A 26,420-nucleotide genomic window follows, 5' to 3' on the forward strand; every position below is an offset into this window, starting at 1 on the left:
CGGGGCCGCCGGTGCACATGCCTTCAGGTCAGGCATACTGTGCTTGCGGGAAGTGTCCGATGGCCGGTGTCGGCCGGCCGGGAGAAATCGGATCACGCACCGCGCAGGCGCGGGGCCGACCGGGCCGGACACCGGACCTGCCCGATTAGCGCGGGCAGGTCCGGACGGCGAGGCTCGCCCCCGCGCCTGCTGCTACCTCAGGAGCTGCAGCTGCAGGTGCAGATGCAGGTGGTGCAGGAAGCCGAGGAGACCATCGTCACGGTCAGGTCGGCCGTGTCGAGCAGGGTCTCGTCGATGTAGTCGCTGATCTCCAGCATGTCGACGTCCAGGCCGGTCAGGCTCTCGACTCCGATGCTCTGGCTGGTGGCAGTGCTCATACCCTTACCTCACCCTTTCGGTGACTGTGGCCGCGCCTGTCGCGCCCACACCTGTTCTGACCGCGCGAATGCGGGTCCGCGTCCGGTGACGAACGACAGCGGACTTGGGTCCAGAAAATGAATTCTGATCGGTCCAGGGATTAATGGGATTCGTACTCCCGCTGCTCCGTGAGCCGGCTGGTACCCGTTGTTCCTTGAATCAACTGAGCGCCTATCACCCGGACTTTTCGACCATACGCACACGCGCCGGAGATCTTCAATAGCGAATCGAGTGTGACATGGATCACACGGCCATGTCTTGCGCCGATCGGAGATCCTGCGGGATTGTCCCAGCAGCTGGACATTGACTACAGATCTGGCAGAGGTTGACCTACAGTGTCGACTGCATCCCGAATCAGGCACGTGGCCGCCGGCCGCGCATTGGATTTAAACGGGGTTCCACATGGAAATAAGAACATGTCCCATTCCGGGGGACTCTGCTCTCGCACGTTTCCGCGACGCCGGAGAGTACACGCACGCGGAGGCGGCGAAAGCCGTGATACCGCCGGGCGGGGGAGTCGGCGCCCGCGAGCTCGCCCGATCGGCCATGGAGCAGCCGAGCATGACCCCGGAACGGGCCTTCTGGCTGGTCGACCTGTGGATCCGAATGCAGGGGGTGCTGCTCCGCCCCTTGGGGGTCAAGCCCAACACGATGCGCAGCGGGCGGGAGCAGCCGCTGCCCGAGCAGGGAGGCAGGCTCGGCCCCTACGAGGTGTTCGAGGCGGACGGCCACGAGGTGTTCCTCGGTGACACGGACAAGCTCCTGGACCATCGGATGTCCTTCATCGTCGCCGGCGAAACGGCGTTCATCGGTGTCGTGCTCCGTACGAGGAACCAGGCCGGTGACGCCTACTGGAACCAGCTCCGCCACAACCAGACCCGGATTCTGCACGAGTCCCTCCGGCGCGGGCTGACCAAGGCCCTGGAGGCGGCCGGGCACAGGGCGTGAACGTCTCCGGAACGGTGACCGGCCGGGCAGGCCCCGGCCCCGCCTCCGCCGGCGGAACCGGACACGAGAAAGAGCGCGATGTCGAGCCTGACCGAAACCGGACACGAGAAAGAGCGCGATGTCGAGCCTGACCGAAACCGGACACTGGATCGCATGCGCGAGAGCCTGCGAGTCGCTCAGACCCGACCGGATGTTCGAGGACCCGGTCGCGGTCGAGTTCATCCGGCGCACCGAACCGGAACTGTACGAGGAACTCCGGACCAGACCGGCCGCCCGCTTCGACGTCCTCGCGCTGCGGACCAAGTTCTTCGACGACTACCTGGTCCGCACCGCGGCCTCCGGCACCATCCGGCAGGTCGTCATCCTGGCCGCGGGCATGGACGGACGCGCGTTCCGGCTGCCGTGGCGTCCGGACACCGTCCTCTACGAACTGGACCTGCCCGAGGCCGTCGAGCAGAAGACGGAGTTCCTCGCCCGGCACCGTCCGGCCGCCGAACGGTGCCGCCGCGTCCCCGTCGCCGCAGACCTCACCGCCGATTGGCCCAGGGAACTCCTGCGCGCGGGATTCTCCTCCGCGCTTCCCACGGCATGGCTGGTCGAAGGCGTCCTCTACTACCTCGGCGAGCAGCAGGCCGACACCGTCGTCGGCCAGGTCACCGAGCTGTCCGCACCAGGCAGCGCCTTGGGTCTGGAGCAGGTGAACACCGACCTCTACCACGCCCCGTGGATGCAGGACTGGCTGCAGAAGATGCGCGACGAAGGGCGCCCCTGGCGGTCCGGGGTGAACGACCCCGAGTCCTGGCTGGCCGGCTGGGGCTGGCGTGCCGCCGTATTCGAACCGTGCGATCTGCCGGAGTCGGCGGGACGCATGATCCCTAGGACACCGCCGCGCGGGACGCCGGGGGCCGCACGCACCTGGCTCGTATCCGCTGATCTCCTCGACACCCCGACAGCATCCTGACACCCCACGGACGGAGAGCCGGTATGCGACCACTCAACACCTCGCCGACCCGGGAACGGCATGTGGCCATGGCGGCCGAACTGGCCGCGGTCTTCCGCGAGCGGGCCGCGGAGTACGACGGGAACGCCGAGTTCCCCCACCGCAACATCGACGAACTGCGGGACGCGGGGTACCTGAGGCTGACGGTTCCCGAAGAACTCGGCGGACTCGGCGGCGACCTCACCGACATGGCCGCGACACAGGAGGCGCTGGCCTCGGGATGCGCCTCCACGGCGCTGACCGTGAACATGCACCTGTCGATGGCCGGCCAGCTCGCCAGGAACTGGCGCACCACCGGCGACGAACGAGCCCGGCGGACACTCGGCGACATCGCCGACGGCAAGGTGATCCTGATGGGGGCCACCGCCGAGCCGGGGCACGCCCTGGTGCGCAGTACCGGTGCCAAAGCGCGCAAGACCGAGGGAGGCTACCTGGTCACGGGGGACAAGACCTTCGGGACGGGCTCGGCGGTCATGACCCACATGACGTCGATGGCCGTGTACCGGGAACACCCCGGCGGCCCGCACGTCCTCGTCTTCCGCGTCCCCGCCGACGCTCCCGGCGTCCGCGTGCTGGAGGGCACCTGGAACTCCTCCGCACTGCGGGCGACCCGCAGCGAGAACATCGAACTCCGCGACGTCATGGTGGCCGAGGACGACGTCCTGCTGAGCTTCCCCGTGGGCTCGCTGGACGGCTCGCTCCTGCAGACCGTGTGGGGCTGGGCCATGCCCACCTTCGCCGCGGTCTACCTCGGAGTCGCCGTGGGGGCCCTGGAGCAGTGCGTGCAGGACGTCCTGAGCCGCGGCTGGGAGAACCGCCCTTACGTGCAGGTGGCGGTCAGCGAGTGCGAGGCGTTGGTCGAGACGTCCCGCGCCCTCATCGAGCGGACGGCGCGCGAGGTGATGGGGAACGCCCTGTGGAGTTCGATGAGCATCCAGCAAGGCATGTCCCGCGTCGTGCTGACGAAGATCGTCGGAACCAACAACGCCGTGGAGGTGGTCGACCGCGTGATCAGGGTGATGGGCACGCCGGCGCTGCGTCCCGGCTCCCCGTACGAGCGTGCGCACAGAGACGTGCGGGCCGGGACCATGCACCCGTACGGCAACTCCGACGCGTGTGACCTCATCGCCGCGACGGCGTTCGGGATCGAGGCCGCCCCGGCGAACCCTCCCCGGATGAGCAGGCTCGCCGAGCCGGCTCCCCGCGACGGATGACGACCGGTTCCACCGCCTGCGAACGGAACCGGCTCCACCTCGACCTCGGGCACAAGGGGACCCCATTGAACAGAGAAAGCGCGCTGCGCCTCATGGAGCATTTCCTGGCCGCGTACAACGAAGGAGAACCGAAGCACCTGGACCACTGCCTGCATCCGGACTACCGGCACCCGAACCCGGCGGTCGAGCGCGGCATCGAGGGCATGCGGGCGGCGGTCCGGCGCTGGGCGGCGTCGGTGGAGGATCTGCGGCTGACCCTCGACGACCTCGTCGTCGAGGGGGACAAGGTCGTCGCACGCATGACCTTCAGCGGCCGGCAGGTCGGCACGATCCTCGGCATCCCGCCTTCCGGCGAGCGGTTCTCCGTCGGCCTCATCGACATCTTCCTCGTCGAAGACGGCCTGTTCGCCCGGCACTGGGACCAGATGGACCTGCTCGGCCTGCACCGGCAGCTCGGTGCTCTTCCGGCGTAGACGAGATTTTGGGGAAGACATGTGCGGGATCACAGGCTGGGTCGCGTTCGAACGCGACCCTCGAACCCAGCGCTCGGCCGTGGAGGCGATGACGGAGACCATGGCGTGCCGCGGTCCGGACGCCGCGGGCACCTGGTACGGCCGGCACGTCGCTCTGGGGCACCGGAGACTGGCCGTCATCGACCCGGCCGGCGGCGCGCAACCGATGGTCGCGGACGAGGACGGACACGTCGCGGCGGCCGTCTCCTACAGCGGAGAAGTGTACGACTTCGACCGGCTCCGACGGGAACTGCACTCCGCAGGGCACCGGTTCCGGACCCGCAGCGACACCGAGGTGGTGCTCCGCGCCTATCTGGAATGGGGGGCCGGCTTCGCCCGGCGGCTGAGCGGCATGTTCGCCTTCGCCCTCTGGGACGCCCGCCGCGAGGAACTGTTACTGGTCCGCGACCGGCTGGGGATCAAGCCGCTCTACTACTACCCCACCGCGGACGGCGTGCTCTTCGGATCCGAGCCGAAGGCCATCCTGGCCCATCCCGAGGCACGGGCCCGCCTCGACGCCTCCGGCCTGCGGGAGCTCATGACGTGGGCGGGCACACCAGGACACGCGATCTTCAAGGGCATGTTCCAGGTCCGCCCCGGGCACATCGTCCGGGTCTCACGCGAGCGGACCGGCGAGACCGCCTACTGGGAGCTGGAAGCCCGCCCGCACACCGAGGACCTGCACACCACCATCGACCGGGTCCGCGGACTGCTGCGGACCGCGGTCGCCTCCCAGACCGTCGCGGACGTTCCGCTGTGCTCACTGCTCTCGGGCGGCCTGGACTCCAGCTCCGTGGCGGTGTTCGCCGCGGACGCGATGCGGGCGCGGGGGGAGCCGGCCCTCAACTGCTTCTCGGTCGGCTTCACCGGACCCGCCCCGGCCGCCGGGCCCGGACCGATCGACGACGCCGACTACGCGACGAAACTGGCCTCCCAGATCGGTGCCGCCCACGAGACCATCACCCTGGACGCGCGGCTGCTGTCCGATCCCGCGACGAGGGCCGCGGTGCTCCGCGCCCGTGATCTGCCGCAGGGCCTGGCCGACATGGACACGTCCCTGTACCTGCTGTTCAAAGCGGTCCGGCAGCGCTCCACCGTCGCGCTGTCCGGTGAGGGCGCCGACGAGCTCTTCGGCGGGTACCCGTGGTTCCACGACGAGGCGACCACCCGCGCGCAGACGTTTCCCTGGATGTACACGGGCGATGTCAGCGTGCCGCAGGGACCCTCGTTCCTCGACCCGTCCCTGCCCGAACGCCTCGCACTGGACGAGTACCGTGCGGCCTGTTACGCGGAAGCGGTGGCCGCCGTCCCCTCCCTCCCCGGGGAACCGGAGCCGGAACGGCGCATGCGCAGGGTCGGCCATCTCTTCCTCACCCGTTTCCTGCCCATGCTCCTGGAACGCAAGGACCGCATGAGCATGGCCGTCGGACTGGAGGTACGGGTACCGTTCTGCGACCACTCCCTGGTGGAGTACCTCTTCAACGTCCCGTGGCCGATGAAGGCCTTCGACGGACGGGAGAAGAGCCTCCTGCGCGCGGCCATGGCCTCTGATCTCCCGGAGTTCATCCTGGCCAGGAGGAAGGCGCCCTACCCGATGATCACCGACCCGGACTACGACCAGATGCTCAAAGGCCGGCTGAGCGAGATCATGGAGGACCGCGGAGCCCCCGTGCGCGCACTCATGGACACGAAGAGCGCGCAGCAGGCGTTCGCCGCGGTGCGGCAGGCGTCACCGGAGGGATTGCGCTTTCTGCGCGTCGGATTCGAATCGCTGATCAGGATCAACGACTGGATGCGGGACTACCGGGTGGAACTCGGGGAGTGAGGCCGCGGCGAAGACGTCACCTGACGCGGGGCTGCCCGGGATCCGCACGAGGAGCACACGAAATCGGAGTGAGGAACATGGCCCAGGAGACAGGCCGACGGTTCGACGGCGTCCGCCAGCCGATCCACCTGCATGTGTGGCCGCATCCGTCCCCGGCGTACGTCGCCGTCTTCGTCCACGGATACGCCGACCACGCCGGGCGGTACGGCCATGTGGCGAACGCTCTGGTCAAGCACGGCGCCGCCGTCTACGCGCCGGATCACATGGGCAGCGGTCTGTCGGGCGGCAGGCCCGCACTCGTGGAGGATTACGAGGAGGTCGTCGCCGACCTCCGCGCGGCGGTGGGACAGGCACGCGCCGACCATCCCGGCCGCCCGGTGGTCATGATCGGCCATTCCGTCGGCGGGACGGTCGCGACCCGCTACGCGCAGCGTCACGCCGACGACCTCTCGGCACTCGTCCTGGTCGCTCCGGTACTCGGCGCCTGGAGCACGGCGACATCGCTGCTGGCCTTCGAAGAGATCCCCGAGATGCCGCTGGACGTGGGAGCGGTGATGTCGAGGGATCCCCAGGAGGCACGGCGTTACAACGAAGATCCGCTGATCTGGCACGGCGCCTTCGTGCGGAGGACGCTGGAGGCGATCGCCGCGTCGCTGGAGCGGATCGACAGGGGAGGAAGCCTGCTCTTCCTGCCCGTCCTGTGGCTGCACGGCGACGCCGACATGCTGGCCCGGCTCGAGGAGAGCAGAGCGGGAATCGAGAGGATACGCGGGGCCTATCTCACCGAGCGCATCTACCCGGGTGTGCCGCACGGGATCTTCCACGACGTGGAGAAGGAGCGCGCGATCGCGGACACCACCGCGTTCATCGAGAGCGCCCTCACCCTGATCGGCGACTCCGGGCGTTGAGACCGCTCCGCCGTTTCGGCGCCCGTCCCGGAGGGCGGGCCCATCGTGTGCACCTTCGTCCACCGAGGAGCGACAATGAGCGTGCTACGACCGCACCTGCGGGCGACTCTCGCAGACCTGAGCGAGCGCCGGCCGGAATCCCTGACCAGCACTCCGACGGACACCTCCCACCCGCTCGCGAACAACGAGTCGCCGTTCGCGCCGCTGCCGTCGGTGGCCGAGGCGATGGCGGCGGCGGTCGGACGGGTCAATCGCTACCCCGACGCGGCGGCCGGTGGACTCGCGAACGACATCGCCGCATGGCTGCGGGTCGGAAGCGACCAGGTGGTGGTGGGCTGCGGGTCGGTCGGCGTGCTCCAGTTGCTGTTCGAGATGGTCGGCGAGCCGGGCGCGGAGGCGCTCTACGCGTGGCGCTCGTTCGAGGCGTATCCGATGTTGGCGGAGCTCGCGGGGCTGAAGGCGGTGGCCGTACCGCTCCGCGGCGAGCGGCACGATCTGCCGGGGATGGCCGCCGCGATCACGCCCCGGACCCGCCTGATCGTCGTCTGCAACCCCAACAGCCCCACGGGCACGACGGTGAAGCGCGCCGAGCTCGAGGACTTCCTCGACGCCGTGCCCGACGGTTGCCTGGTGGTGCTGGACGAGGCGTACCGGGAGTACGTCAGGGACACCGACTCTCCCGACGGACTCCGCCTCCAGCGGGGGCGCCCCGACGTGGTGGTGGTCCGGACCTTCAGCAAGGCCTTCGGACTCGCCGGGCTCCGGGTCGGATACCTGGTGGCCGACCCGGCGATCGCCGCCGGAGTGCGTATGCTCCGCCTGCCGTACTGCGTCAACCAGCTGGCGCAGGTGGCGGCGTCCGCGTCGCTGCGCGCACAGGACGAACTGACCGCCCGGGTCGAACGAACCGTGAGAGAGCGGGATCGCGTCCGGAGCGCGCTGCTCGGCGCCGGCTGGCCGGTCCCGCCGAGTGAGACGAACTTCCTCTGGCTGGGGTTGGGAGAGGAGTCCGCCGGTTTCGCCGAAGTCTGCGCGGCACACGATGTCAACGTCCGGATCTTCCCCGGTGACGGTGTACGGGTGACGATCGGCGAGCGGAAGGCCAATGACGTGTTCCTGGCGGCGGCCGAGGAGTACCGGCGCTCCCGCTGATCCACCTGTGGGACGGGCCGGGGCCTCTCATTCCCGGTCCCACCCGCGGTCCCCGGCTCATGGTGGAACCGCACCGGCTACGCCGTAGGGCCGCCGCCGCACGGGCCGTCGCCTCTGCGCCGTCACGCGGTCAACGCTCGGAGGAAGACGTGCTTGACCGACGCGATCACCTGCTCGATCGGGAAGGGATCCTCGGCTGTCACCCACTCCAGCAGGATGGATTCCATCGCGCCGTTGAGACCGCGCGCGGCCATACCGGGGTCGACCGTGTCCGGCAGGTCGAGGTCCGCCCCGGTGACCTGGAAGAACGCCGCCGCGTTCATCTGCACCGTCCCCGCCAGGTAGGCCGCACTCGCCCGGGCCCGTTCGACGTACATGATCTGGGCCCGGCGTGGATCGTCGGTGATGAAGCGGATGTAGGCCTCGATCCCGGCCTCGAGGACTCCTTCCAGAGTCCTCGGTGCCTGCGCAGCGGCCTGGGAGGCCACCTGCACGCTCTGTTCCACGCACCGGTGGTAGATGACCTCCAGCAGTTCCTCGCGAGTGGCGAAGCACTCATAGAACGCGCGGTTGGAGATCCGTGCGATCGTGCACAGTTTCTCGATCGTGGTGTTGGTGAAACCCAGCGTGCCGTACAGGGCGAAACCCGCGTCGATCAGTCGCTCCCGGCGGTCGGCCAGTCGCTCCTCGGGTGTCATCCCCTGGTAGATCCTGTCACTCATGCACGTCCTCGCCGCGGGGGAGGACGTGCCGGGCCCATGTCCCACTTCCACCTCACCGTTTCCGTTCACCGATCTTCGGCATTATCGCGGCCGGCGGGAGGGACGCGGTTCAGCGGGGGACGAGGGGCAGGACGACCGCCGAGGGGCGGGACGGGTCGTGGAAGACCTCCTGGTCGGCGATGACCATGGCGCTGCCGGTGCCCAGGGGGTCGCCGGTGCCGAGGTTGCGGGCGACGCGGGGGTAGGCGCCGCTCGCCACGTGCACGCGGATGCGGTGGCCGCGGCGGAAGCGGTGGCCGATCGGCCACAGGTCCACCTCGACCCGGCGGACGCCGTCGGCGTCGGGCACCGGGTCGCCCGGGGTGAGCCGCCGCACCCCCTCGCACACGTTGTAGGACGCGCCGCCGGGGTGCACGTCGCAGACCCGGACCACGACGTCGGTGTGCCCGGTGCTGGAGCGCAGGTACAGCTCGGCGGAGACGGGGCCGATCATCTCGGTGTCCTCGCGCAGCTCGGGGCCGGTGTAGACGAGCACGTCGCGCCGGGCCTCCAGGCGCCGGTTGTCGCGCGGTTCGGAGTTGCCCAGCAGCACCGGGCCGCCCAGCGCCGGGGTGGGGTGCGCCGGGTCGTAGCGGTAGCGGTCCGGCCCGGAGTCCTCCGGGCCGCCCGGGTCCAGCCCGCCGCCGGGCCGCAGGTGCCAGCGCTGCGGGCGCATGCCCGGCACCGGCCAGTCGGGGTGGTCGCGCCACTCGTCCGCGCCGGTGACGAAGAGCCGGACCGGCTGCTCCCGCAGGCCCGACAGGTCTCCCATGAGGTGGGCCCGGAACCAGGACAGCGCGTCGGCGTTGGCCGCCCGGGTCTGCCGCACGTCCGCGTGGTACCACGGGCCGATGGTCAGCTGCGGCCGTCGCCCGGCGGCCCGCATCGCCAGGTAGTCCTTCACCTGCCAGGGCAGGAAGACGTCGTACCAGCCGCCGACCATGGTGACCGCGGCCTCCACCTCGCCCACCGAGGCGGAGAAGTCGCGCCTGCCCCAGTAGGCGGCCGGGTCGGCGTGGTGGGTCAGCAGATCCTGGAAGAAGGGCACGGCCCGGCCCGCCGACAGCACGTCCAGCTCCGCCAGCGGGCGCCCCGACAGCGCGGCCCGCCGGGTCCTGCGCGGAGCCGTCAGCGCGCCGAAGGGGCTGTCGATCGAGGCGGTCAGCGTGGTCCAGATCAGCGACGACTCCAGCGCGAACGCCCCGCCCACGTAGGCGGCGTCGCGGAACTGCGAGGCGGTCACCGAGGTGGCCATGGCCTTCAGGTCGGGCCCGGCCTCCGCGGCGATCGCCCACTGGGCGTAACCGAGGTAGGAGGGGCCGTGCATCGCCAGGCTCCCGCCGTACCAGGGCTGCCCGCGCAACCAGGCGAGGGTGGCCAGTCCGTCGTCGTGCTCGTCGAGCGGGTTCGGCAGGCCGCCGGAGCCGAAGCTCCCCCGGCAGCTCTGCATGACCACCTGGAAGCCCCGCCGGGCGAAGGCCCGGCCGTACATGAGCCCGAACATCCCGCGCCTGCCGTACGGCGAGCGGATCAGGATGGTGGGCGGCCGGACGGCTCCCCGGGGGACGTAGCGGTCGGCGAGCAGGACCACCCCGTCCGGCATCGGGACCGGGAGGTCACGCTGGACCGCCACCCGGTGCGCGGTCTGAGGCCTGGCGGACCGGCCCGGCCAACTCGGCCACGTCGTAACCATATGTCCTCCTCATCCGGTTTCTTACCCGCTGGTAATAGAACAAAGCTCGCGCCTGAGTGCGCGAACCGGCAAGACATGCCGGGTGCTTTTATTTCATCGCTTGATGAATCATGCTGGTCCCATGACCGACGTCCTGGTGATCGGCGCGGGCCCCACCGGCCTCACCCTGGCGGCCGAGCTGGCCCGCCACGGCCTGGCGCCGCGCGTGGTCGAGCGCGCCCCCGAACCCCCGCCGACCTCGCGGGCGCTCGTCGTCCAGCCGCGCACGCTGGAGGTCTTCGACGACATGGGGGTCGCGGCGGAGGCGCTGGCCGAGGGCCGGGAGGTCGACGCCTTCACCGCGGTGTTCCCCGGCCCCCGGCCGGTGCGGCTCCGCTTCGACGCGGACCTGTCGGGCTCGCCCGAGCTGGACACCGCCTATCCGCGGCCGCTGATGCTGCCCCAGGACCGGACCGAGTCGCTGCTCACCCGGCACCTGGCCGGCCTGGGCGTGCAGGTCGAGCGCGGCGTCGCCCTGGAGTCCTACCGGCAGACCGGGGACGGGGACGGCGGCGGGGTGGTCGCCCTGCTGCGCCACGCGGACCGGCGGGTGGAGCGGGCCGCCGCCCGCTGGATCGCCGGCTGCGACGGCGCGCACAGCACGGTCCGGGAGCAGGCGGGGATCGCCTTCGAGGGCGTGACCTACGGCCGGGAGTTCATCATGGCCGACGCCCGGCTGGACTGGGAACTTCCGGACGGCGAGCTCTACCTCTTCCCCGGCGGCGGCCCGCTCTTCGAGGACAGCGGCATCCTCGCCGCCTGGTCCATGCCGGGCGAGCGCCGCTTCCGCGTCTTCGGCGACGTCCCGCCCGGCCACGGGGACCCCGCTCTGGCGGACTTCCAGCGGCTCCTGGACGAGCGGCTCCCGGTCCCCGCCAGGATCATCGAGGCGAACTGGGTCTCCCGCTACCGCCTGCACCGCCGCGGGGTGCGCCGCTACCGGTCCGGGCAGGCGTTCCTGGCCGGGGACGCGGCCCACATCCACAGCCCGGCGGGAGGCCAGGGCATGAACACCGGCGTCCAGGACGCCTACAACCTCGCCTGGAAACTCGCCCTGGCCGCGGCCGGAGCGCCGGACGGCCTGCTCGACACCTACCACGCCGAGCGCCACCCGGTGGGAGCCGCGCTGCTGCGCACCACCGACCGGGCCTTCGGACTGGCGGTCGCGGCCTCCGCCACCGCCAGGTTCGTGCGGCGGCACCTGCTCCGGCACCTGGCCCCCGCGGTGCTGGAGCGCCCGTCGGCCCGGCGCGCGCTCGTGGGCGCCATCTCCCAGCTGAGGGTCGGTTACCCGGGCAGCCCGATCTGCGGCCAGGCCGGACGGTGGCACGGAGGGCCCGGCCCGGGCGGCCGGGCCTGGGACGCCCCGGTCCTGGGCGAGGGCGTGCACCGGCTCCACGAGGTGCTGCGCGGCACGCACCACACCGCCCTGCTCTTCACCGCGGGCTCCCCGGCCGAGCCGCTGCTGCGCGCGGCGCGGGAACTGGAGGGCCGGTACGGCCCGCGCCTGGTCGCACGAGTGGTCGCCCCGGACGGCACGGGCGACCTGTCCGACCCGGACGGCCTGCTGCACCGCCGCTACGCCGCGGAGCCGGGATCGGTCTACGTCATCCGGCCCGACCGCCACGTGGGCTACCGGGGCCGTGACCCGCGGGACGCCGCGGACGACCTGGGCGTACGGCTGGGCGGGCCGCCCGGCTGACGCCGCCCGGACGGGGCGGGGCGATCCGTCCGGCTGACGCCGCCCGGACACGGTGGGCGCGACCCGTCCGGCGCCGTACGGGCGCGCTGGGCACGGTGGGCGCCGCTGCCCGGGCCGGTCGACGCCGGTGGCGGCGGGCCGGGCGCCTACGGTCGCGTAGGGAGCGGAGGGCGCGGCAAACTACTGCGACATGTCATCAATAACCTCGTATGTCGCTCTTGGGGACAGCTTCACCGAGGGCTTGAACGACCACCTCGGCGGCGACCGCTACCGGGGCTGGGCCGACCGGCTGGCCGAACTGCTGGCGGCCCGCGAGCCGGGGTTCCGCTACGCCAACCTGGCCGTCCGGGGCCGCCTGATCGGCCGCATCGCCGACGAGCAGGTGCCCCAGGCCGAGGCCCTGGCGCCGGACCTGGTCTCGCTCTGCGCCGGAGGCAACGACATCCTGCGCCCCGGCGGCGACCCCGACGCGATCGCCGCCCAGCTCGACGCCGCCGTGGGCAGACTGCGCGCCACCGGGGCCCGGGTGCTGCTCTTCACCGGCTTCGACCTGCGCCAGGTCCCGGTGATGCGCCTGGTCCACCACAAGATCGCCGTCTACAACCTGCACATCCACGACATCGCCACCCGGCACGGCTGCACCCTCGTGGACCTGTGGGCCATGGGCGTGCTCCGCGACCGCCGCGCCTGGAGCGAGGACCGCCTCCACCTGTCGGCCGACGGCCACCGCAGGATCGCGCTGCGCGCCGCCGAGGCCCTCGGCCTGCCCGCCGAGGAGGACTGGCGCGAGCCGTACCCGCCGCTGGGCCCGTCGGTGTGGGCCGAGGCGCGCAAGGAGGACCTGCGCTGGGCCCGCATGTTCCTGGCCCCGTGGGTCAACCGCCGCCTGCAGGGCCGCTCCTCCGGCGACGGTCTGGGCGCCAAGCGACCCGAGCTCGCTCCCGTGTCGATGATGTTGCCTGACCACGGCTGACGCCGGTACTCTTGCGGGCATGCGAAACCCCGGAACCCTTCAGTGGTGGCGCCGCTTCTAGGCGGCGCAGGTTTCGCACACGCGAGCAGAGGGACGGCCGCCCGGGGAGGCGGCCTTTTCTGCGTCCGCCCCCCTGGCATCGGAAAAACACCAACGAGGGGCGAGACTGCAGTGGAGACGAGCGGATATACCACCGCCGGAGGCATCAGGGTCGAGGTCGCGACGGCCGACGTCCCGGAGACCGTGCTCGACGACGTCGTCAGCACGCTGGGCGAGCGGCGCGGCGGCGTCCTCTCCTCCGGGATGGAGTACCCCGGCCGCTACAGCCGGTGGCACCTGGCCTACGTCGATCCCTGCCTGGAGATCGTGGCCCGGGGCCGCACCGTCACCGCCCGGGCGCTGAACGCCCGGGGCCGCGTCGTGCTGCCCGCGGTCGCCTCCTGCCTGCTGGCCGCCGGAGAGCCGGTCTCCGAGCCGGCCGCCGACCGGGTCGAGGTGCACGTCCCGGAGTCGGCGGAGATCCTCCCCGAGGAGATGCGCAGCCGTCGGCCCACGGTCTTCACCGCGATCCGCGAGGTCATCGCCGCGTTCAAGGGCGAGAACGAGCACCTGGGCCTGTACGGCGCCTTCGGCTACGACCTGGCCTTCCAGTTCGAGCCGATCCGGCAGGTGCTCACCCGCGCCGCCGACCAGCGCGACCTGGTGCTGCACCTGCCCGACCGGATCATGGTGATCGACCGCAAGCGGGAGACCAGCAAGGAATACCGCTACGAGTTCACCGTGGACGGCGTCTCCACGCACGGCCTGCCCCGCGACGGCGAGAGCGTCCCGCTGCCGCCCGCCCCCGCCGAGCTCCCGGCCGACCCCGCCAAGGGCGCCTACGCCAAGGTCGTCGCCGCGGCCAAGGAGAAGTTCGTCCGCGGCGACCTGTTCGAGGTCGTCCCCGGGCAGGTCTTCCACGCCCCCTGCACCGACCCGGCCGCCTTCTACCGGGGACTGCGCAAGGCCAACCCCGCGCCCTACGAGTTCCTGTTCAACCTCGGCGAGGGCGAGCACCTGGTCGGCGCCTCCCCGGAGATGTACGTCCGGGTCAGCGGCGACCGGGTGGAGACCTGCCCGATCTCCGGCACCATCGCCCGCGGCGGCAACCCGGTCGAGGACGCCGAGGCGATCCGCACCCTCCTGTCGAGCGTCAAGGAGGAGTCGGAGCTGACCATGTGCACCGACGTGGACCGCAACGACAAGTCCCGCATCTGCGTGCCCGGCAGCGTCCAGGTCATCGGCCGCCGGCAGATCGAGATGTACTCCCGCCTGATCCACACCGTGGACCACATCGAGGGCCGCCTGCGCCCCGGGTTCGACGCCCTCGACGCCTTCCTCACCCACATGTGGGCCGTCACCGTCACCGGCGCCCCCAAGACCTGGGCGATGCAGTTCATCGAGGACCACGAGGCCACCACCCGCCGCTGGTACGGCGGAGCGGTCGGCTACATCGGCTTCGACGGCTCCATGAACACCGGCCTGACCCTGCGCACCGCGCAGATCAGGGAGGGGGTCGCCACCGTGCGGGCCGGGGCCACGCTGCTGTTCGACTCCGACCCCGACGCCGAGGAGCGGGAGACCGAGCTCAAGGCCAGCGCCCTGCTCGGCGCCCTCGCCGCGGTCGCGGCCCGGACCGCCGAGGCCGGGGCGGCGGCCTCCGCACCGGCCGCGACGCAGGCGCCGGAGCGGCCCGGCGAGGGCATGAAGGTGCTCCTGGTCGACCACGAGGACTCCTTCGTCAACACCCTGGCCGACTACTTCCGGCAGCAGGGCGCCGAGGTCGTCACCCTCCGGCACGGCTTCCCGGCCGAGATGATCGACGAGATCGACCCCTCGCTCGTGGTGCTCTCGCCCGGCCCCGGCTGGCCGTCGGACTTCGGCCTGCCGGCCCTGGTCGACGCGCTCTACGCCCGCGACCTGCCCGTCTTCGGCGTCTGCCTCGGCCTGCAGGGCATGGTCGAGCAGGCCGGCGGCACGCTGGAGCTGCTGTCCTACCCCGAGCACGGCAAGCGCGGGCAGGTCAAGCGGATGGGCGGGAGCGCCCTGCTGGACGGCCTCCCCGAGGAGTTCGTCGCCGCCCGCTACCACTCGCTGCACGCCAAGCAGCCGGGGGTCGACGGCTTCACCGTCACCGCGCTCACCCCCGACGGCGCGGTCATGGCGATCGAGGACGTGGCACGGCGCCGCTTCGCGGTGCAGTTCCACCCCGAGTCGATCCTCACGGCCGAGGGCGGCGCGGGCGCGCGCATCATCGCCAACGTCCTGAAGCTGTCCCGGCCGGTGGCCTGAAACGGCGACGCGGACACGCTCGGTGGTCGTACAGTTACTCCTGACATAGGGCTGCGGGCGGACCGGTCGGACCGGTCCGCCCGCGGGCATGTGAGAGGAGCCGACGATGCGACCGCAGGACGCGCTGCCCGACGGGCTGCCCGTCGCACTGCCCGACGCCGTCCGGGAGGCACTGCTGGCGCCGCTCGTCGACCACCACTGCCGCGGCGTGCGCCGCGACGACCTGGTGCGGGCCCGGTTCGAGCTGCTGATCACCGAAGCGGACGCCCCCGCTCCGCCCGGCACGACCCACTTCGACACGCCCGCCGGCGCCGCCATCCGGCGCTGGTGCGCCCCGCTGCTGGACCTGGAACCGCACACCCCGCCCGCCGTCTACCTGGCCCGCCGCGCCGAACTCGGCGCGGAGGAGGTGAACCGGCGGATGCTGCGCGGCGCGGGGGTCGCCGCCTTCCTGGTCGAGACCTCCCCGGAGTCACCGGAGCTGCTCTCGGTGACCGAGACGGGCAGGCACGGCGAGGCCGCCGCCGACGAGATCGTCCGGATCGAGCAGATCGAGCACGAGGTGGCCGAGACCTCGGGCGCCGGCGTCTCCTACATCTCGGCCCTGGAGGGCGAGCTCGCGGACCGGGCCGCGCGGGCCGCCGGGCTCGCCTCGGCCATCGCCCACCGGTACGGCCTCGACTTCGATCCGGCCAGGCCGAGCCGGGGCGCCGTCATCGCGGCGGCCAACCGGAGGCTGTCCGACCCCAAGGAGCCGCTGGCCGACCCGGTGCTCCTGCGCCACCTGCTCTGGACCGCGGTGGAGGTGGCCCGGGCGGGCGGCCTGCCGCTGCAGTTCCACACCGGGCACGGCGGGCCGGAGGCGGCCCCGCACCGGGCCGACCCGGCGCTGATGGCCGGATTCGTCCGGGCGCTCCAGCCCATGGGCGTGCCGGTCATCCTGCTCGGCTGCCGTCCCTTCCACCGCCAGGCCGCCCACCTGGCGGCCGCCTTCCCGCACGTCTACGTGGACGTCGGAGGCGCTCCGGCCCGCGCCGGGGCGGACGCCGTCATCGAAGAGCTGCTGGAGCTGGCGCCCTTCCACAAGCAGCTGTTCGGTTCCCACGCCCACGGCGTGGCCGAGACCTGCTACCTCGGGGCGCTGCAGCACCGCAGGGCTCTGGCCAGGGCCCTGGCGCTCCGGCTGGCGGCCGACGAGTGGAGCGCCTCCGACGCGGCCCGGGTGGCCTACATGATCGGTTCGGGTAACGCCCGCCGGGTCTACCGGCTGTAGGTCGCCCGGGTCCCCTTCGACGGGTGTGCTCCTCGGGGCGAACGCGGTGCCCCGCCGCCGGAACGCTAAGGTTGTCAGGATTTGATCCCGTAGCCTGGAAGGTTCTCTCGCGTGGACGACAGTCAGCCGCGTTTCCTCGACGACGTGACCGTGGAGCTGGTCAAGCACAGTGCTTCGGACACCGACGTGCTCTGGGCGGCCCGAGTGTCCACCGCTGGGGAGCAGTCCCTGGAGGAGATCGGCAAGGACCCGGAGCGGTCCAAAGGGTTGATCAACTACCTGATGCGGGACCGGCACGGCAGCCCGTTCGAGCACAACTCGATGACCTTCCTCGTCAGCGCGCCGATCTTCGTCTTCCGTGAATTTCACCGCCACAGGGTGGGATGGTCGTACAACGAGGAAAGTGGGAGATATCGCCAGCTTCAGCCCAATTTCTATATTCCGGGTAGGGAGCGAAAGCTGGTGCAGGAAGGGCGGCCGGGCAAGTACGTCTTCGTGGAGGGGACCGCGGAGCAGCACAAGGTCGTCACCGAGGCGATGGAGTCGGCCTACCGGCAGTCGTACGCCGCCTACCAGGAGATGCTGGAGGCGGGGGTCGCCCGCGAGGTGGCCAGGACGGTGCTGCCCGTCGGGCTGTTCTCCTCGATGTACGCCACGTGCAACGCCCGCTCGCTGATGCACTTCCTGTCGCTGCGCACCAAGAGCGAGCAGGCCAGGGTGCCGTCGTTCCCACAGCGTGAGATCGAGATGGTGGCCGAGAAGATGGAGGCCGCCTGGGCGGAGCTGATGCCGCTCACCCACGCGGCCTTCGTCGCCAACGGCCGCGTCGCCCCCTAGGTTCCGCGCTGCGCATGATCGGCAGATTGGCGATCATGAGTTGGAGGAGTGGGCCAGCAGCGGAAATCACCACTTCGATCAGCCGATGGTCCGCTCCACGCCCAGCGCCGGGGAAGCGGTGTGAACCCCCTGGTGACCAGGACGGCGAGCAGCCGGCGCGCCGGGCGCTCAGCGCGGGTTCGGCGTCCTCGCGGATAGCACCAGGAGTGAGCCCAGGCGGTAGCGGCGTCCCCAGGCGTTCAGACGATGAACTGCTCGACGATGCCGTGCAGTTCGGCGGCGACCTCATCGAGCTGACCGGCGGTCCGGCGGGCCTCTGCCACCCCGGCGGTGGTGATCACCGCCGCCTCGGCGACCCCGGTGATGCCGGCGGCGATGTCGTCGGCGCCGACCGCGGCCTGGGAGATGTTGCGGCTCATCTCCCCGGAGGTGGCGCTCTGCTCCTCCACCGCGGCGGCGATGGTGGTGGAGTGCTCGCTGACGGTCGTGATGACCGCGCTGATCCCCCCGATGGCCGCGATCGCGGCATCGGTGTCGGCCTGGATGGCCTCGATCCGGCGGGCGATGTCCTCGGTGGCCTTGGCCGTCTCCTGCGCCAGGTCCTTGACCTCGCCGGCCACGACCGCGAAGCCCTTGCCCTGCTCGCCGGCGCGGGCGGCCTCGATGGTCGCGTTCAGGGCGAGCAGGTTGGTCTGCTCGGCGATGCTCGTGATGGTCTTGATGACCGAGCCGATCTCCGCGCTGGAGGCGCCCAGCTTCGCGACGGTCTCACCGGCGTCCCGTACCGTCCGCACGCCGGTGTCGGCCACCCGGGCGGCCTGGCTGACGCTGCCGGCGATCTCGGCGATGGTGGTGCTCATCTCCTCGCTGGCCGCGGCGACGGTCTGCACGTTGGCCGAGACCTGCGCCGCGGTCGCGGCGACCTGGTCGGAGCGGGCCGCGGTGCCGGCAGCGGCGGTGTCCATCCGCGTGGAGACACCGTTCAGCTCACGGGAGGCCTCGGTCAGGGTCGCGCTGTGGCGGCCGATCACGGTGAGGGCGTCGCGCAGCACGTCCACGGTCTGGGCCAGCGCGCGGGCCATGCCGCCCAGCTCGTCGTGGTGGGAGGTGTCGATGGAGACGGTCAGGTCCTTGGCGGCCAGGGCCTTCATGACTGACACGTAGGAGCCGATGCGGCGTGAGACCCGCCCGGCCAGGAGCACGGCGGCGCCGCCCAGCAGCAGCGCGGCCACTGCGGCGGTGAGCACGGTGAACGCTTTGGCGCCGGAGGCGACGTCCTTCGCCCGGGCGGTGCTCTCCTCGGCCCGCGCGGCGATGCGCTGCTTCAGCAGAGGCAGGGCCTCGTCGAACGTCTTGTAGTGGCTCTCGAAGCCGGGACGGGCCTCAGCGGCACCGCTCTGCCCGGGGTCACTGACCACCCGGCTGGCCAGGGTGACCACCCGCTGCCCGGTGGCGATCATCTCCTGGGCGGTGGTCTGCAGGCGCTGCACCTCATCGGTCAGTTCCGGCTGGTTCTCGATGACGCGTGCGAAGCCGGTGCGCAGAGCGCGCACATGGTCGCCGAGCAGGTCGAGGGCTTGCTGCCGCTCGGCGCTGTCGCGCGTGGTCATCGCGTTCAGCACATCGGCGCGGAAGGCCACCCGGGCGGTGTCGGCCGCTCCGGCGGCCTCCAGCGCCGCCGTCGCGGCGCGTGCCTGCACCTGGGCCTCCTCCAGCTGGGAGATGCCCCGGTAGCCGATCAGGCCGGCCACTCCCACAAGGAGGAAGCCGGCCACCGCCAGGGCCAGGATCTGATGCCGGATAGTGAGTCTCATCACTGCCTCTCCAGTCGCTTTCCTTGTGCTTCGACCGCAAGAGGTCGGAGCTGAGTACTCAGGTGAGGCCGGTTTCCGTCGATTGCCGGGGAAAGGACCCACAGCCCTACGAGCACCCGGGAACGTCTATGCGGATCACCATCTGGGCCGCGGCCGTCGCCGCAGGCCTCCTGCTGACCGGGTGCGCGGCCGCACCCGACACTGCGGGCGGCTCCGTCGCCGCCGGCGCGCGGACCGCCGCCCGTGCCTCGCTACCCGACGACATCCGGCGGGCAGGTGTCCTGGTGGTCGGCTCGGACCTGTCGTTCGCGCCCATGGAGTTCGTCAAGGACGGCAAGCAGACCGGCTTCGACGTCGAGCTGGCCGCCGCGATCGCCAGCAGGCTCGGCCTGAAGGCAGAGGTACGGCAGACGCCCTGGCCCGAACTGCTCGGCAAGGTGGAGGCGGGCGACCTCGACGCGGCCATGGCCTCCATCACGGACAAGGCCGAACGGCAAAAGAGCGTCGACTTCGTCGACTACCTCAACGTCGGTTCCGTCGTCGTCACCCGCGGCGGGCAGGGTGGTGACGGCATCGAGGCCCTGTGCGGCCGGCGGGTCGCCCTCCCGGCGGGCACCCTCTACGTCGACCTGGCCGAGGCGCAGAACAAGCGCTGCCCCGCGGGCGAGAAGATGACGATCATCGCTGTGCCCACGCTGACCGGCTCCAAGGAAATGGTGCTGGCCGGCAAGGCGGACGCCTACCTCGACGACTTCCCCCCGGCGGCGGTGTCCGTACGGGAGAACCCCTCGCTGGCCATCTCCGGCCGGCAGATCGAGGCGGCTCCCTACGGCATCGCGATCGCCAAGGACCGCAGCGGCCTGCGCCAGGCCGTCCAGCTGGCCCTGTACGAGCTGTTCGACGACGGCACCTACGACAAGCTGCTGGACAAGTGGCAGATCAGCGAAGGCTCCCTCAAGACCGGCGCGATCAACGGCGGCGCGTGAGCGCATCGATCCCCGCCGGAGCATCGGGAGCGCAGGGCCGGATAGCGCGCGCAGCGGCACCGCAAGCGTGATGGTCCTACGGTCCGCCCGGCCCGGGGCAGGCTGGGCAGCCGCCGGTCCACCGTCAGGTCCGGGCGCACTTCCTGGGCCGTCGCCACGGCCTGGGCGCCGCCCGCCACGGCGTGCACCCGCCAGCCGGCCAGCTCCAGCAGCCCGTGGCACCGGCTGGAGCAGATCCTCATCAACCTGACCGCCAACGCCGCCCGCCGCGGCAGGCCCCCGTGGTCATCGGCGCCGAACCGTCGGCGGCGGCATGGTGGCCAGGGGTGACGACCGGCACCGCCCACCCGATGAATCTTCGGAGACGGGAGCTGAGCGGCGATCGAACGGCCGACGGCGTCGGCGAGCCGTCGGGGCTCGGGTCATCGTCACCGGCCGTTGCGGTGCGGGCGGTGCCGGACGGGCGGGGGCCTTGTGGCGGCTCGGTCGCTGCGGGATGTCGTCGGCGGTACCGGGTCCGCCTACGAGGTCTGCGGCGCGGGGACCTCGCGCAGCAGGCGCGAGTTCCACGGGCACCAGTGGGCTCCCGGCAGGAAGGCGCCGCCGGCCTCGTCCAGATGGTCCTCGACGTAGCGGGGGGCGGCGTCGCATACCTCGATGGCGACCTGGAAGAAGCTGATCGACGCCGGGTCGAGGTGGAAGCTCCAGCCGGGGTTGTAGGACTCGGGCCGCTTGACGATCCTGCCTATGATGTGGGTCCTGTCCTTCTGGGTGCCGTTGACGATGTTGCGGGCCTCCTGGATCTTGGCGGTGTCGGTGAGCTTGAAGACGACCTTGTCGGGGCTCGGGGGGTAGTCGAACTCGAAGTAGGCCTCCGAGGCGGCCGCGCCGCGGTGGGCGGTGGCACCGGTCGGGGTCGCGCCAGCGGGCTGGGTCAGCGACAGCAGCGCGGCGGCCGCTGCCAGGACGGCGAGTTTGACGGTGGTGCGTGGCATGAGGATCTCCTTACGCGAACGGATCGGGTCGGTGCCTGCCGTGTGGAAGGCGCGGGCCGGGGTGGTGGCGGGCGCCTGCGCGGATGGCGCGCGGTCGTGCGGCGGCGGGCCTGCGGCGGGGCGCAACAAGGGACGTGTCGGCTGTTTCGGCGAGGACGGCTTGTGCGGGACGCCGCACAAGCCGTCTCGAGCGAATGGCCGCCGGCGGGTCCCGGGGCCGGCTGCGGGCCGGAGAGTCAGGACAGCTGCCAGCTGATCTCGTCGACGCTGTCGTTGCTGCCCATCGGCTCTTCCATGGACTGGCTCGAGGCCAGGGGGCGGGTCCGGCTGTTGTCGCGGTCGACCAGCACAGCGGTGTGCTGGGTCTGGTTGACCCAGGAGGAGATGTTGTCGGCGGCGGTGCGCACGCCCATGGGCAGTTCGCTGAGATCGACGGTGTAGCCGGCGCCGATGCCGTAGGCGGGGCCGCTTCGGCCGTAGTCGCGGTACAGGCACAGCGTGGCGGTCGGGCAGGTCTCGCCGTCGCTGAGCTTGACCACGCCCGCGGGCAGGGCATCGGCGCTCTGGTCGGCCAAGGCCGGGGCGGTGAAGGGAAGCAGGGCGGTGGCGGCGGCAGCGGCCAGGACGGCGGCGGTCCGGTGGGTGCGGGTCGTGATAGGTCGCTGATCGAACATGTCGTTGTCGCCTTTCGTGCTGGATGGGCCACTATGAGTCGCAGGTGGCATCCATGACGATGTCCGATACTCTGAGTAACAAAACGCTACTTAGGGTAAGTATCCGGATTGAATGGAAAGTGGTTAACTGTCCGTTTCTGGCCTGTCGCGGGATGTCGGTAAGGCCCATGTCGCCAGGTGTACGAGGTCGATTCGTTCACCCGGTTCGCTGCCGGAGCTGTCCGTGGTTACCGAAGGCGATGCGGCGTGCGGGCCGGTGGCGGGCTTCCTGAACGTTGAGCCGGGCGCCGACCATCCTCCGGTAGGCGTCGAGGATCCGGCGCAGGCCGAGCCCACGGTCGAGGAGCTGCTGCGCTGGTTGTCCGTCGTGCAGTCGCTGCCGCCGCGCACGACCACGACGGACGTGGAGATCGCCGGGCATGCCATCCCCACGGGACCGCTCGTGCTCTGTTCGTTCCCCGCCGCCAACCGCGACCCCGCCTTCATCGACGATCCCGAGACACTCGACATCACCCGGGGAGCCTCCGGCCACGTCGCCTTCGGTCATGGCGTGCACCACTGCCTCGGGGCGCCGCTGGCACGGATGGAGATGCGCATCGCCTTCCCGGCACTGCTGCGGCGCTTCCCCGGTCTCGCCCTGGCCGATCCGGACGAGCAGGTGGACTTCCGCGTCTTCAGCCTCGTGTACGGCGCGCACACGCTGTGGGTGACCTGGTGACCTGGTGACCTGGTGACCTGGTGACCTGGTGACCTGGTGACCTGGTGACCTGGTGAGCGGAGAGCCGGCGCCTCACCCACCCGGCGCGCCTCACGCTGTCGGTGAGTCGCCGGCTCAGCACGCTAGAGCACCGCGGCGCGCACCGTCAGCACGTCCGGCAGGTGCCGGGCGACGGTGAACCAGCTCTCCCCGTCGTCGCGGGAGCCGTACACCTCGCCGTCGCGGGTGCCGAAGAAGACGCCCGCGGGCGAGGCGCACATCGCGTCGCGCAGCACGGTCGAGTGGACCGGGTCCTCGGGCAGGCCGGTGCTCAGGGCCTGCCAGGAGCCGCCCGCGTCGTCGCTGCGGAAGACCCGGCAGCGGTGGTCGACGGGGGTGCGGTCCATGTCGGCCTTGAGCGGGAAGACGTAGACCGTGTCGGGCCGCTCGGGGTGCACGACGATCGGGAAGCCGAAGTCGGACGGGAGCGAGTCGCCGATCGAGGTCCAGGACCCGCCGAAGTCGTCGCTGCGGTAGACGCCGAAGTGGTGCTGGAGGAAGAGCCGCTCGGGCCGGGCCGGGTGGCCGGTGACCTTGTGCACGCACTGGCCGAACTCGGGGTACTGAGACCCCTCGGGGAGGAACGGCGCGCGGATCCCCTGGTTGGCCGCCTCCCAGGAGGCGCCGCCGTCGGTGCTGCGGTAGAAGCCGCCGGTCGAGACGGCGATCGCGATGGTCTTCGGGTCGCTGGGGTGGGGCAGCACGGTGTGCATGCAGAGCCCGCCGCCGCCGGGATGCCACTGGGCCCGGTGCGGGTGGTTCCACAGGCCCTCGACCAGGGAGAACGTGATCCCGCGGTCCTCGGAGCGGAACAGCGCCCCCGGCTCGACCCCGGCCCAGACGACGTCGGGCTCGCTGGGGGAGGGCTGGAGCTGCCAGACGCGCTCCAGCGCCGCGCCGGTCTCCTCGGGGAAGGCGATCGGGGCCTGCTCGGCCTCCTGCCAGGTGCCGCCGAGGTCGTCCGACCACATCACGGACGGGCCGAAGTGGCCGTATTCGATGCCGGCGAGGAGGCGGGGCGACGGGCTCCGGGTGTCGATCGCGACCGCGGAGACCCCGATGGTGGAGAAGCGGACCGGGTCGACCTCGAACGGGCCGCCGCCGGTGGAGCGGGCCAGGAACAGCCCCTTGCGGGTGCCGATGGCCAGGAGTGCGTCGTGCATGTCGTCTCCTTATCTCGTCGGCCCCATGCTTGCACGGTGCGAGCCGTATCGCACGCTTTATCGGATCGACATTCCGCATTCGAACGGAAAGTCGTTTTGGAGGGGGATCCGAAAAGCGCGGGGCGTGTTCAGGGCTCGCCCAGGGCGATGTCCCTGTGGATGTGCGCCAGGGGCACCCCGCCGTACTGCAGTCGCCGGACCGTCTCGTCGACCATGGCGGAGGGCCCGCAGACGTAGACCTCGTGCTCGGCCCACGAGCGGAACCGCTCCACCACGTCGGGCACCCGGCCGCGCATCCCGTCGTAGCCGGGCTCGTCGGAGACCACGGGGAGCACGCGCAGCCAGGGGAAGCCCGACTCCATCCGGATCAGGTCCGGCAGGTCGTAGAGCTCGCGCGAGTGGCGCACGCCGTGCAGCAGGTGGATGTTGGGCCGCCGGCCCGAGGCGATCACGTGCTCCACGATGGCCTTGATCGGCGCCAGGCCGGTGCCGCCCGCCACGCACAGCAGGTCGCGGCCGGAGTCGGCGGGCGTCATCGTGCCGACCGGCGGGCCGAGCATCAGGGTGTCGCCGATCCGGGTGTGCTCGACCAGCGCGGTGGACACCCAGCCGCCGGAGACCGCCCGGACGTGCAGCCGGAGGGTGTTGTCCTCGCGCGGGGCGTTCGCGATGGAGTACGTCCGCCACACCCGGGGCCAGCGCGCGGTCTGCACGTTGACGTACTGCCCCGGCAGGTACGGCATGCGCTGGCCGGGCTGGAGGGTGATCACCGCGATGTCCGGCGTGCGGCGCTCGTGGTCCACCACCTCGGCCAGCCACCAGGCGGGGGAGACCCCGGCGTCGGCCTCGGCGGCCTCGATCATCGTGTTGGCGGCGGCGGTGTAGGCGGCGACCCAGGCCGCCTCGATCTCCGCGTTCCAGATCTCGGCGGCGAAGCGCCTGACCGTGGCCAGCAGGGCGTTGCCGATCGCGGTGTAGTGCTCGGCGAGCACGCCGTACTTGCGGTGGTCGCGGCCGAGCTGGCCGAGGAACGACGCCAGGCCGTCCGGGCTGTCGATGCTCCAGACGATCCTGGTCAGAGCGCCGAACAACCGGTCGCGCTGGACGTCCATGGCCGGCGGGAACATGCCCCGCAGGTGCGGGTTCTCGGCGAACAGGCGGCCGTAGAAGTACGCCGCGGCCTTGTCCGCGACGGGCTCGACGACGGAGAAGCTTTCCTTGACGAGACGCGGATTCAATGACATGTGACGGAACCCAACCTCATTGACCGGACCGGTGTCCGGTCGTGCAGATCCACCTCCCTGGCGGTTCCGGGTGACGAGCGGCCCGCGGCCCCGGCGCCCCTGGTCGCTCGAATTTAAGTCTTCCATCACCCTCTGGACGTCACAACCGTTTCCCGCCAATATGATGCGGAAACTAACTTGCCGTAGTCGGCTGGTCATTATCGGTGATAGGCGTGCCCGCTTTTAGTGGAATAAGCGAATAAGAATCACATTCGCCGGAAAGGGGGTGATTCAATTGGGGTGAAAACCATTGTCGGGTCCGCCGAAACGCCCTCCGTGCCCTCAACCCCCCGCCGTCGGCGACGGAGGCGGCTTCCCGGCGAGACGACACCGATACCCGGGATGTGTGACATAGCGCAAATACTGTGCGCCATGATGGGGGTGCTGCTGGAGATGGGATGGGCGCCGCCCGCGCCGGGCGGCGTGACCCCGCGCATGGCCCTGGAGGACGCATGTCCCGACCCCTGATCGGTATCACCGCCTACCTCGAGGCCGCCCGTTGGGGCACCTGGGTCCGCGAGGCCGTCCTGTCACCCGCGTCCTACGTCCGGGCGGTGGAGAAGGCCGGCGGCGCCCCGGTGCTGCTCCCGCCCCTGGGCCTGGGCGGGATCGACGGCTACACGGCGGGCCTGTCCGGGCTGATCCTGGCCGGCGGCACCGAGCTCGACCCCGGCCTGTACGGCGCGGCCGCGGACGGGCGCCTGGACGGGCCCCAGCCGCACCGCGACCGCTTCGAGCTGGCCATGGCCCGCTCCGCGGTGCAGGCCGGGCTGCCGCTGCTCGCCGTCGCGAGGGGCATGCACGTGCTGAACGTCGCCCAGGGCGGCACCCTGATCCCCTGGCTCCCCGAGGTGGTCGGGCATGACCGGCACGGCGAGCCGGGCCGGCCGCACACCGTCCAGATCAGCGTGTCCAGCGCGCTGGGCAAGGCGCTCGGCGACCGGGCGGAGGTGACCGCGCCGCACCGGCAGGCCGTCAAGCGGCTCGGGACGGGTCTGCTCGCGGTGGCCTGGGCGGACGACCAGATCGTGGAGGGCGTCGAGCTGCAGGGACACCGCTTCGCGGTCGGCGTGCAGTGGCATCCGGAGCGGGGCGACGACAACCGCCTGATCGAGGCCCTGATCGAGGCCGCCGCCCACTGAGCGCCGGAGGCCGGATCCGGG

23 protein-coding genes are annotated in these 26,420 nt (G+C 71.4%); 15 read left to right on the forward strand and 8 right to left on the reverse strand.

The genetic code is table 11. The features are described 5' to 3' along the window. Positions 1–197: 197 nt before the first annotated feature. Positions 198–377 (reverse strand): thiocillin/thiostrepton family thiazolyl peptide, encoded by a 180-nt coding sequence (locus HS048_RS19390; protein WP_068900607.1) that lies wholly within the window; start codon positions 375–377, stop codon positions 198–200. Between the two features lie 601 nt (positions 378–978). On the opposite strand from HS048_RS19390, the gene HS048_RS19395 reads away from it, so the two are divergent. The 7 genes from HS048_RS19395 to HS048_RS19425 all read left to right on the forward strand — a co-directional run bounded on the left by HS048_RS19395 (position 979) and on the right by HS048_RS19425 (position 7,976). Beyond that, positions 979–1,365 (forward strand): DUF2867 domain-containing protein, encoded by a 387-nt coding sequence (locus HS048_RS19395; RefSeq protein ID WP_196468126.1) that lies wholly within the window; start codon positions 979–981, stop codon positions 1,363–1,365. 118 nt (positions 1,366–1,483) lie between these two features. Then, positions 1,484–2,326: an SAM-dependent methyltransferase gene (locus HS048_RS19400; RefSeq protein ID WP_196468128.1), complete on the forward strand. Its 843-nt coding sequence runs from the start codon at positions 1,484–1,486 to the stop codon at positions 2,324–2,326. A gap of 23 nt (positions 2,327–2,349) precedes the next feature. Then, positions 2,350–3,579 (forward strand): acyl-CoA dehydrogenase family protein, encoded by a 1,230-nt coding sequence (locus HS048_RS19405; protein WP_196468130.1) that lies wholly within the window; start codon positions 2,350–2,352, stop codon positions 3,577–3,579. A 65-nt stretch (positions 3,580–3,644) separates the two neighbouring features. Further along, positions 3,645–4,052, forward strand: a complete 408-nt coding sequence (locus HS048_RS19410; RefSeq protein ID WP_196468132.1) for an ester cyclase — start codon at positions 3,645–3,647, stop codon at positions 4,050–4,052. A gap of 19 nt (positions 4,053–4,071) precedes the next feature. Then, positions 4,072–5,916 carry an asparagine synthase (glutamine-hydrolyzing) gene (asnB, locus tag HS048_RS19415; protein WP_068900617.1) on the forward strand — a complete coding sequence of 615 codons (1,845 nt, stop codon included), beginning with the start codon at positions 4,072–4,074 and terminating at the stop codon, positions 5,914–5,916. 77 nt (positions 5,917–5,993) lie between these two features. Then, complete coding sequence (locus HS048_RS19420; protein ID WP_196468134.1) at positions 5,994–6,824, forward strand: alpha/beta fold hydrolase; 831 nt, start codon at positions 5,994–5,996, stop codon at positions 6,822–6,824. 75 nt (positions 6,825–6,899) lie between these two features. Next, on the forward strand, positions 6,900–7,976 hold the full coding sequence (locus HS048_RS19425; protein WP_196468136.1) for a histidinol-phosphate transaminase: 1,077 nt from the start codon (positions 6,900–6,902) through the stop codon (positions 7,974–7,976). A gap of 122 nt (positions 7,977–8,098) precedes the next feature. Here HS048_RS19425 and HS048_RS19430 read toward each other — a convergent pair whose 3' ends face one another. Together HS048_RS19430 and HS048_RS19435 are read right to left on the reverse strand one after the other, a co-directional pair. Further along, positions 8,099–8,698 carry a TetR/AcrR family transcriptional regulator gene (locus HS048_RS19430; protein ID WP_068900622.1) on the reverse strand — a complete coding sequence of 200 codons (600 nt, stop codon included), beginning with the start codon at positions 8,696–8,698 and terminating at the stop codon, positions 8,099–8,101. A 109-nt stretch (positions 8,699–8,807) separates the two neighbouring features. After that, positions 8,808–10,370 carry a CocE/NonD family hydrolase gene (locus tag HS048_RS19435; protein WP_307832560.1) on the reverse strand — a complete coding sequence of 521 codons (1,563 nt, stop codon included), beginning with the start codon at positions 10,368–10,370 and terminating at the stop codon, positions 8,808–8,810. A gap of 181 nt (positions 10,371–10,551) precedes the next feature. Here HS048_RS19435 and HS048_RS19440 point away from each other — a divergent pair, with 181 nt between their 5' ends. The 5 genes from HS048_RS19440 to thyX all read left to right on the forward strand — a co-directional run bounded on the left by HS048_RS19440 (position 10,552) and on the right by thyX (position 17,585). Next, positions 10,552–12,171, forward strand: coding sequence for an FAD-dependent monooxygenase (locus HS048_RS19440; protein ID WP_196468140.1), 1,620 nt, complete (start codon positions 10,552–10,554; stop codon positions 12,169–12,171). A gap of 190 nt (positions 12,172–12,361) precedes the next feature. Continuing rightward, complete coding sequence (locus HS048_RS19445) at positions 12,362–13,144, forward strand: SGNH/GDSL hydrolase family protein (protein WP_068900627.1); 783 nt, start codon at positions 12,362–12,364, stop codon at positions 13,142–13,144. 171 nt (positions 13,145–13,315) lie between these two features. Further along, a complete protein-coding gene (locus HS048_RS19450) occupies positions 13,316–15,475 on the forward strand; it encodes an anthranilate synthase component I (RefSeq protein ID WP_196468142.1) in 2,160 nt (719 codons plus the stop codon). A gap of 106 nt (positions 15,476–15,581) precedes the next feature. After that, complete coding sequence (locus tag HS048_RS19455) at positions 15,582–16,748, forward strand: amidohydrolase family protein (protein ID WP_084008743.1); 1,167 nt, start codon at positions 15,582–15,584, stop codon at positions 16,746–16,748. 111 nt (positions 16,749–16,859) lie between these two features. Next, positions 16,860–17,585, forward strand: coding sequence for an FAD-dependent thymidylate synthase (gene thyX, locus HS048_RS19460; RefSeq protein WP_196468144.1), 726 nt, complete (start codon positions 16,860–16,862; stop codon positions 17,583–17,585). 239 nt (positions 17,586–17,824) lie between these two features. Here the strand turns inward: thyX and HS048_RS37315 are convergent, their stop codons facing one another. Beyond that, positions 17,825–19,399, reverse strand: a complete 1,575-nt coding sequence (locus tag HS048_RS37315) for a methyl-accepting chemotaxis protein (RefSeq protein WP_230881790.1) — start codon at positions 19,397–19,399, stop codon at positions 17,825–17,827. Between the two features lie 128 nt (positions 19,400–19,527). On the opposite strand from HS048_RS37315, the gene HS048_RS19470 reads away from it, so the two are divergent. Then, a complete protein-coding gene (locus HS048_RS19470; RefSeq protein WP_196468146.1) occupies positions 19,528–20,385 on the forward strand; it encodes an ABC transporter substrate-binding protein in 858 nt (285 codons plus the stop codon). 521 nt (positions 20,386–20,906) lie between these two features. On the opposite strand, the gene HS048_RS19475 is transcribed toward HS048_RS19470, so the two are convergent. Next, on the reverse strand, positions 20,907–21,380 hold the full coding sequence (locus HS048_RS19475) for a hypothetical protein (protein ID WP_196468148.1): 474 nt from the start codon (positions 21,378–21,380) through the stop codon (positions 20,907–20,909). A gap of 236 nt (positions 21,381–21,616) precedes the next feature. Then, positions 21,617–22,054 carry a peptidase inhibitor family I36 protein gene (locus HS048_RS19480; protein ID WP_153054483.1) on the reverse strand — a complete coding sequence of 146 codons (438 nt, stop codon included), beginning with the start codon at positions 22,052–22,054 and terminating at the stop codon, positions 21,617–21,619. A 223-nt stretch (positions 22,055–22,277) separates the two neighbouring features. On the opposite strand from HS048_RS19480, the gene HS048_RS37320 reads away from it, so the two are divergent. Next, positions 22,278–22,772 (forward strand): cytochrome P450, encoded by a 495-nt coding sequence (locus tag HS048_RS37320; protein WP_307832561.1) that lies wholly within the window; start codon positions 22,278–22,280, stop codon positions 22,770–22,772. Positions 22,773–22,894: 122 nt separating this feature from the next. Here the strand turns inward: HS048_RS37320 and HS048_RS19490 are convergent, their stop codons facing one another. Together HS048_RS19490 and HS048_RS19495 are read right to left on the reverse strand one after the other, a co-directional pair. Further along, on the reverse strand, positions 22,895–23,974 hold the full coding sequence (locus HS048_RS19490; RefSeq protein ID WP_196468150.1) for an exo-alpha-sialidase: 1,080 nt from the start codon (positions 23,972–23,974) through the stop codon (positions 22,895–22,897). Positions 23,975–24,102: 128 nt separating this feature from the next. Continuing rightward, complete coding sequence (locus HS048_RS19495) at positions 24,103–25,218, reverse strand: globin domain-containing protein (RefSeq protein WP_068900647.1); 1,116 nt, start codon at positions 25,216–25,218, stop codon at positions 24,103–24,105. Between the two features lie 491 nt (positions 25,219–25,709). Here HS048_RS19495 and HS048_RS19500 point away from each other — a divergent pair, with 491 nt between their 5' ends. Then, positions 25,710–26,399, forward strand: a complete 690-nt coding sequence (locus tag HS048_RS19500) for a gamma-glutamyl-gamma-aminobutyrate hydrolase family protein (RefSeq protein ID WP_196468152.1) — start codon at positions 25,710–25,712, stop codon at positions 26,397–26,399. Positions 26,400–26,420: the final 21 nt, after the last annotated feature.

It is taken from the genome of Planomonospora sp. ID91781 (assembly GCF_015711595.1).
Lineage (GTDB): Bacteria > Actinomycetota > Actinomycetes > Streptosporangiales > Streptosporangiaceae > Planomonospora > Planomonospora parontospora.

What these genes read in the sequence shown, in the direction of transcription:
- HS048_RS19425 (WP_196468136.1), top strand. Translation starts at nt 6,900, where the DNA reads ATGAGCGTGCTACGACCGCACCTGCGGGCGACTCTCGCAGACCTGAGC.
- HS048_RS19470 (WP_196468146.1), top strand. Translation starts at nt 19,528, where the DNA reads ATGCGGATCACCATCTGGGCCGCGGCCGTCGCCGCAGGCCTCCTGCTG.
- HS048_RS19445 (WP_068900627.1), top strand. Translation starts at nt 12,362, where the DNA reads ATGTCATCAATAACCTCGTATGTCGCTCTTGGGGACAGCTTCACCGAG.
- HS048_RS19455 (WP_084008743.1), top strand. Translation starts at nt 15,582, where the DNA reads ATGCGACCGCAGGACGCGCTGCCCGACGGGCTGCCCGTCGCACTGCCC.
- HS048_RS19405 (WP_196468130.1), top strand. Translation starts at nt 2,350, where the DNA reads ATGCGACCACTCAACACCTCGCCGACCCGGGAACGGCATGTGGCCATG.
- HS048_RS19430 (WP_068900622.1), bottom strand. Translation starts at nt 8,698, where the DNA reads ATGAGTGACAGGATCTACCAGGGGATGACACCCGAGGAGCGACTGGCC.
- HS048_RS19400 (WP_196468128.1), top strand. Translation starts at nt 1,484, where the DNA reads ATGTCGAGCCTGACCGAAACCGGACACTGGATCGCATGCGCGAGAGCC.
- HS048_RS19490 (WP_196468150.1), bottom strand. Translation starts at nt 23,974, where the DNA reads ATGCACGACGCACTCCTGGCCATCGGCACCCGCAAGGGGCTGTTCCTG.
- HS048_RS19395 (WP_196468126.1), top strand. Translation starts at nt 979, where the DNA reads ATGACCCCGGAACGGGCCTTCTGGCTGGTCGACCTGTGGATCCGAATG.
- HS048_RS19420 (WP_196468134.1), top strand. Translation starts at nt 5,994, where the DNA reads ATGGCCCAGGAGACAGGCCGACGGTTCGACGGCGTCCGCCAGCCGATC.
- HS048_RS19500 (WP_196468152.1), top strand. Translation starts at nt 25,710, where the DNA reads ATGTCCCGACCCCTGATCGGTATCACCGCCTACCTCGAGGCCGCCCGT.
- HS048_RS37315 (WP_230881790.1), bottom strand. Translation starts at nt 19,399, where the DNA reads ATGAGACTCACTATCCGGCATCAGATCCTGGCCCTGGCGGTGGCCGGC.
- HS048_RS19495 (WP_068900647.1), bottom strand. Translation starts at nt 25,218, where the DNA reads ATGTCATTGAATCCGCGTCTCGTCAAGGAAAGCTTCTCCGTCGTCGAG.
- HS048_RS19475 (WP_196468148.1), bottom strand. Translation starts at nt 21,380, where the DNA reads ATGCCACGCACCACCGTCAAACTCGCCGTCCTGGCAGCGGCCGCCGCG.
- asnB (WP_068900617.1), top strand. Translation starts at nt 4,072, where the DNA reads ATGTGCGGGATCACAGGCTGGGTCGCGTTCGAACGCGACCCTCGAACC.
- HS048_RS19480 (WP_153054483.1), bottom strand. Translation starts at nt 22,054, where the DNA reads ATGTTCGATCAGCGACCTATCACGACCCGCACCCACCGGACCGCCGCC.
- HS048_RS19390 (WP_068900607.1), bottom strand. Translation starts at nt 377, where the DNA reads ATGAGCACTGCCACCAGCCAGAGCATCGGAGTCGAGAGCCTGACCGGC.
- HS048_RS19440 (WP_196468140.1), top strand. Translation starts at nt 10,552, where the DNA reads ATGACCGACGTCCTGGTGATCGGCGCGGGCCCCACCGGCCTCACCCTG.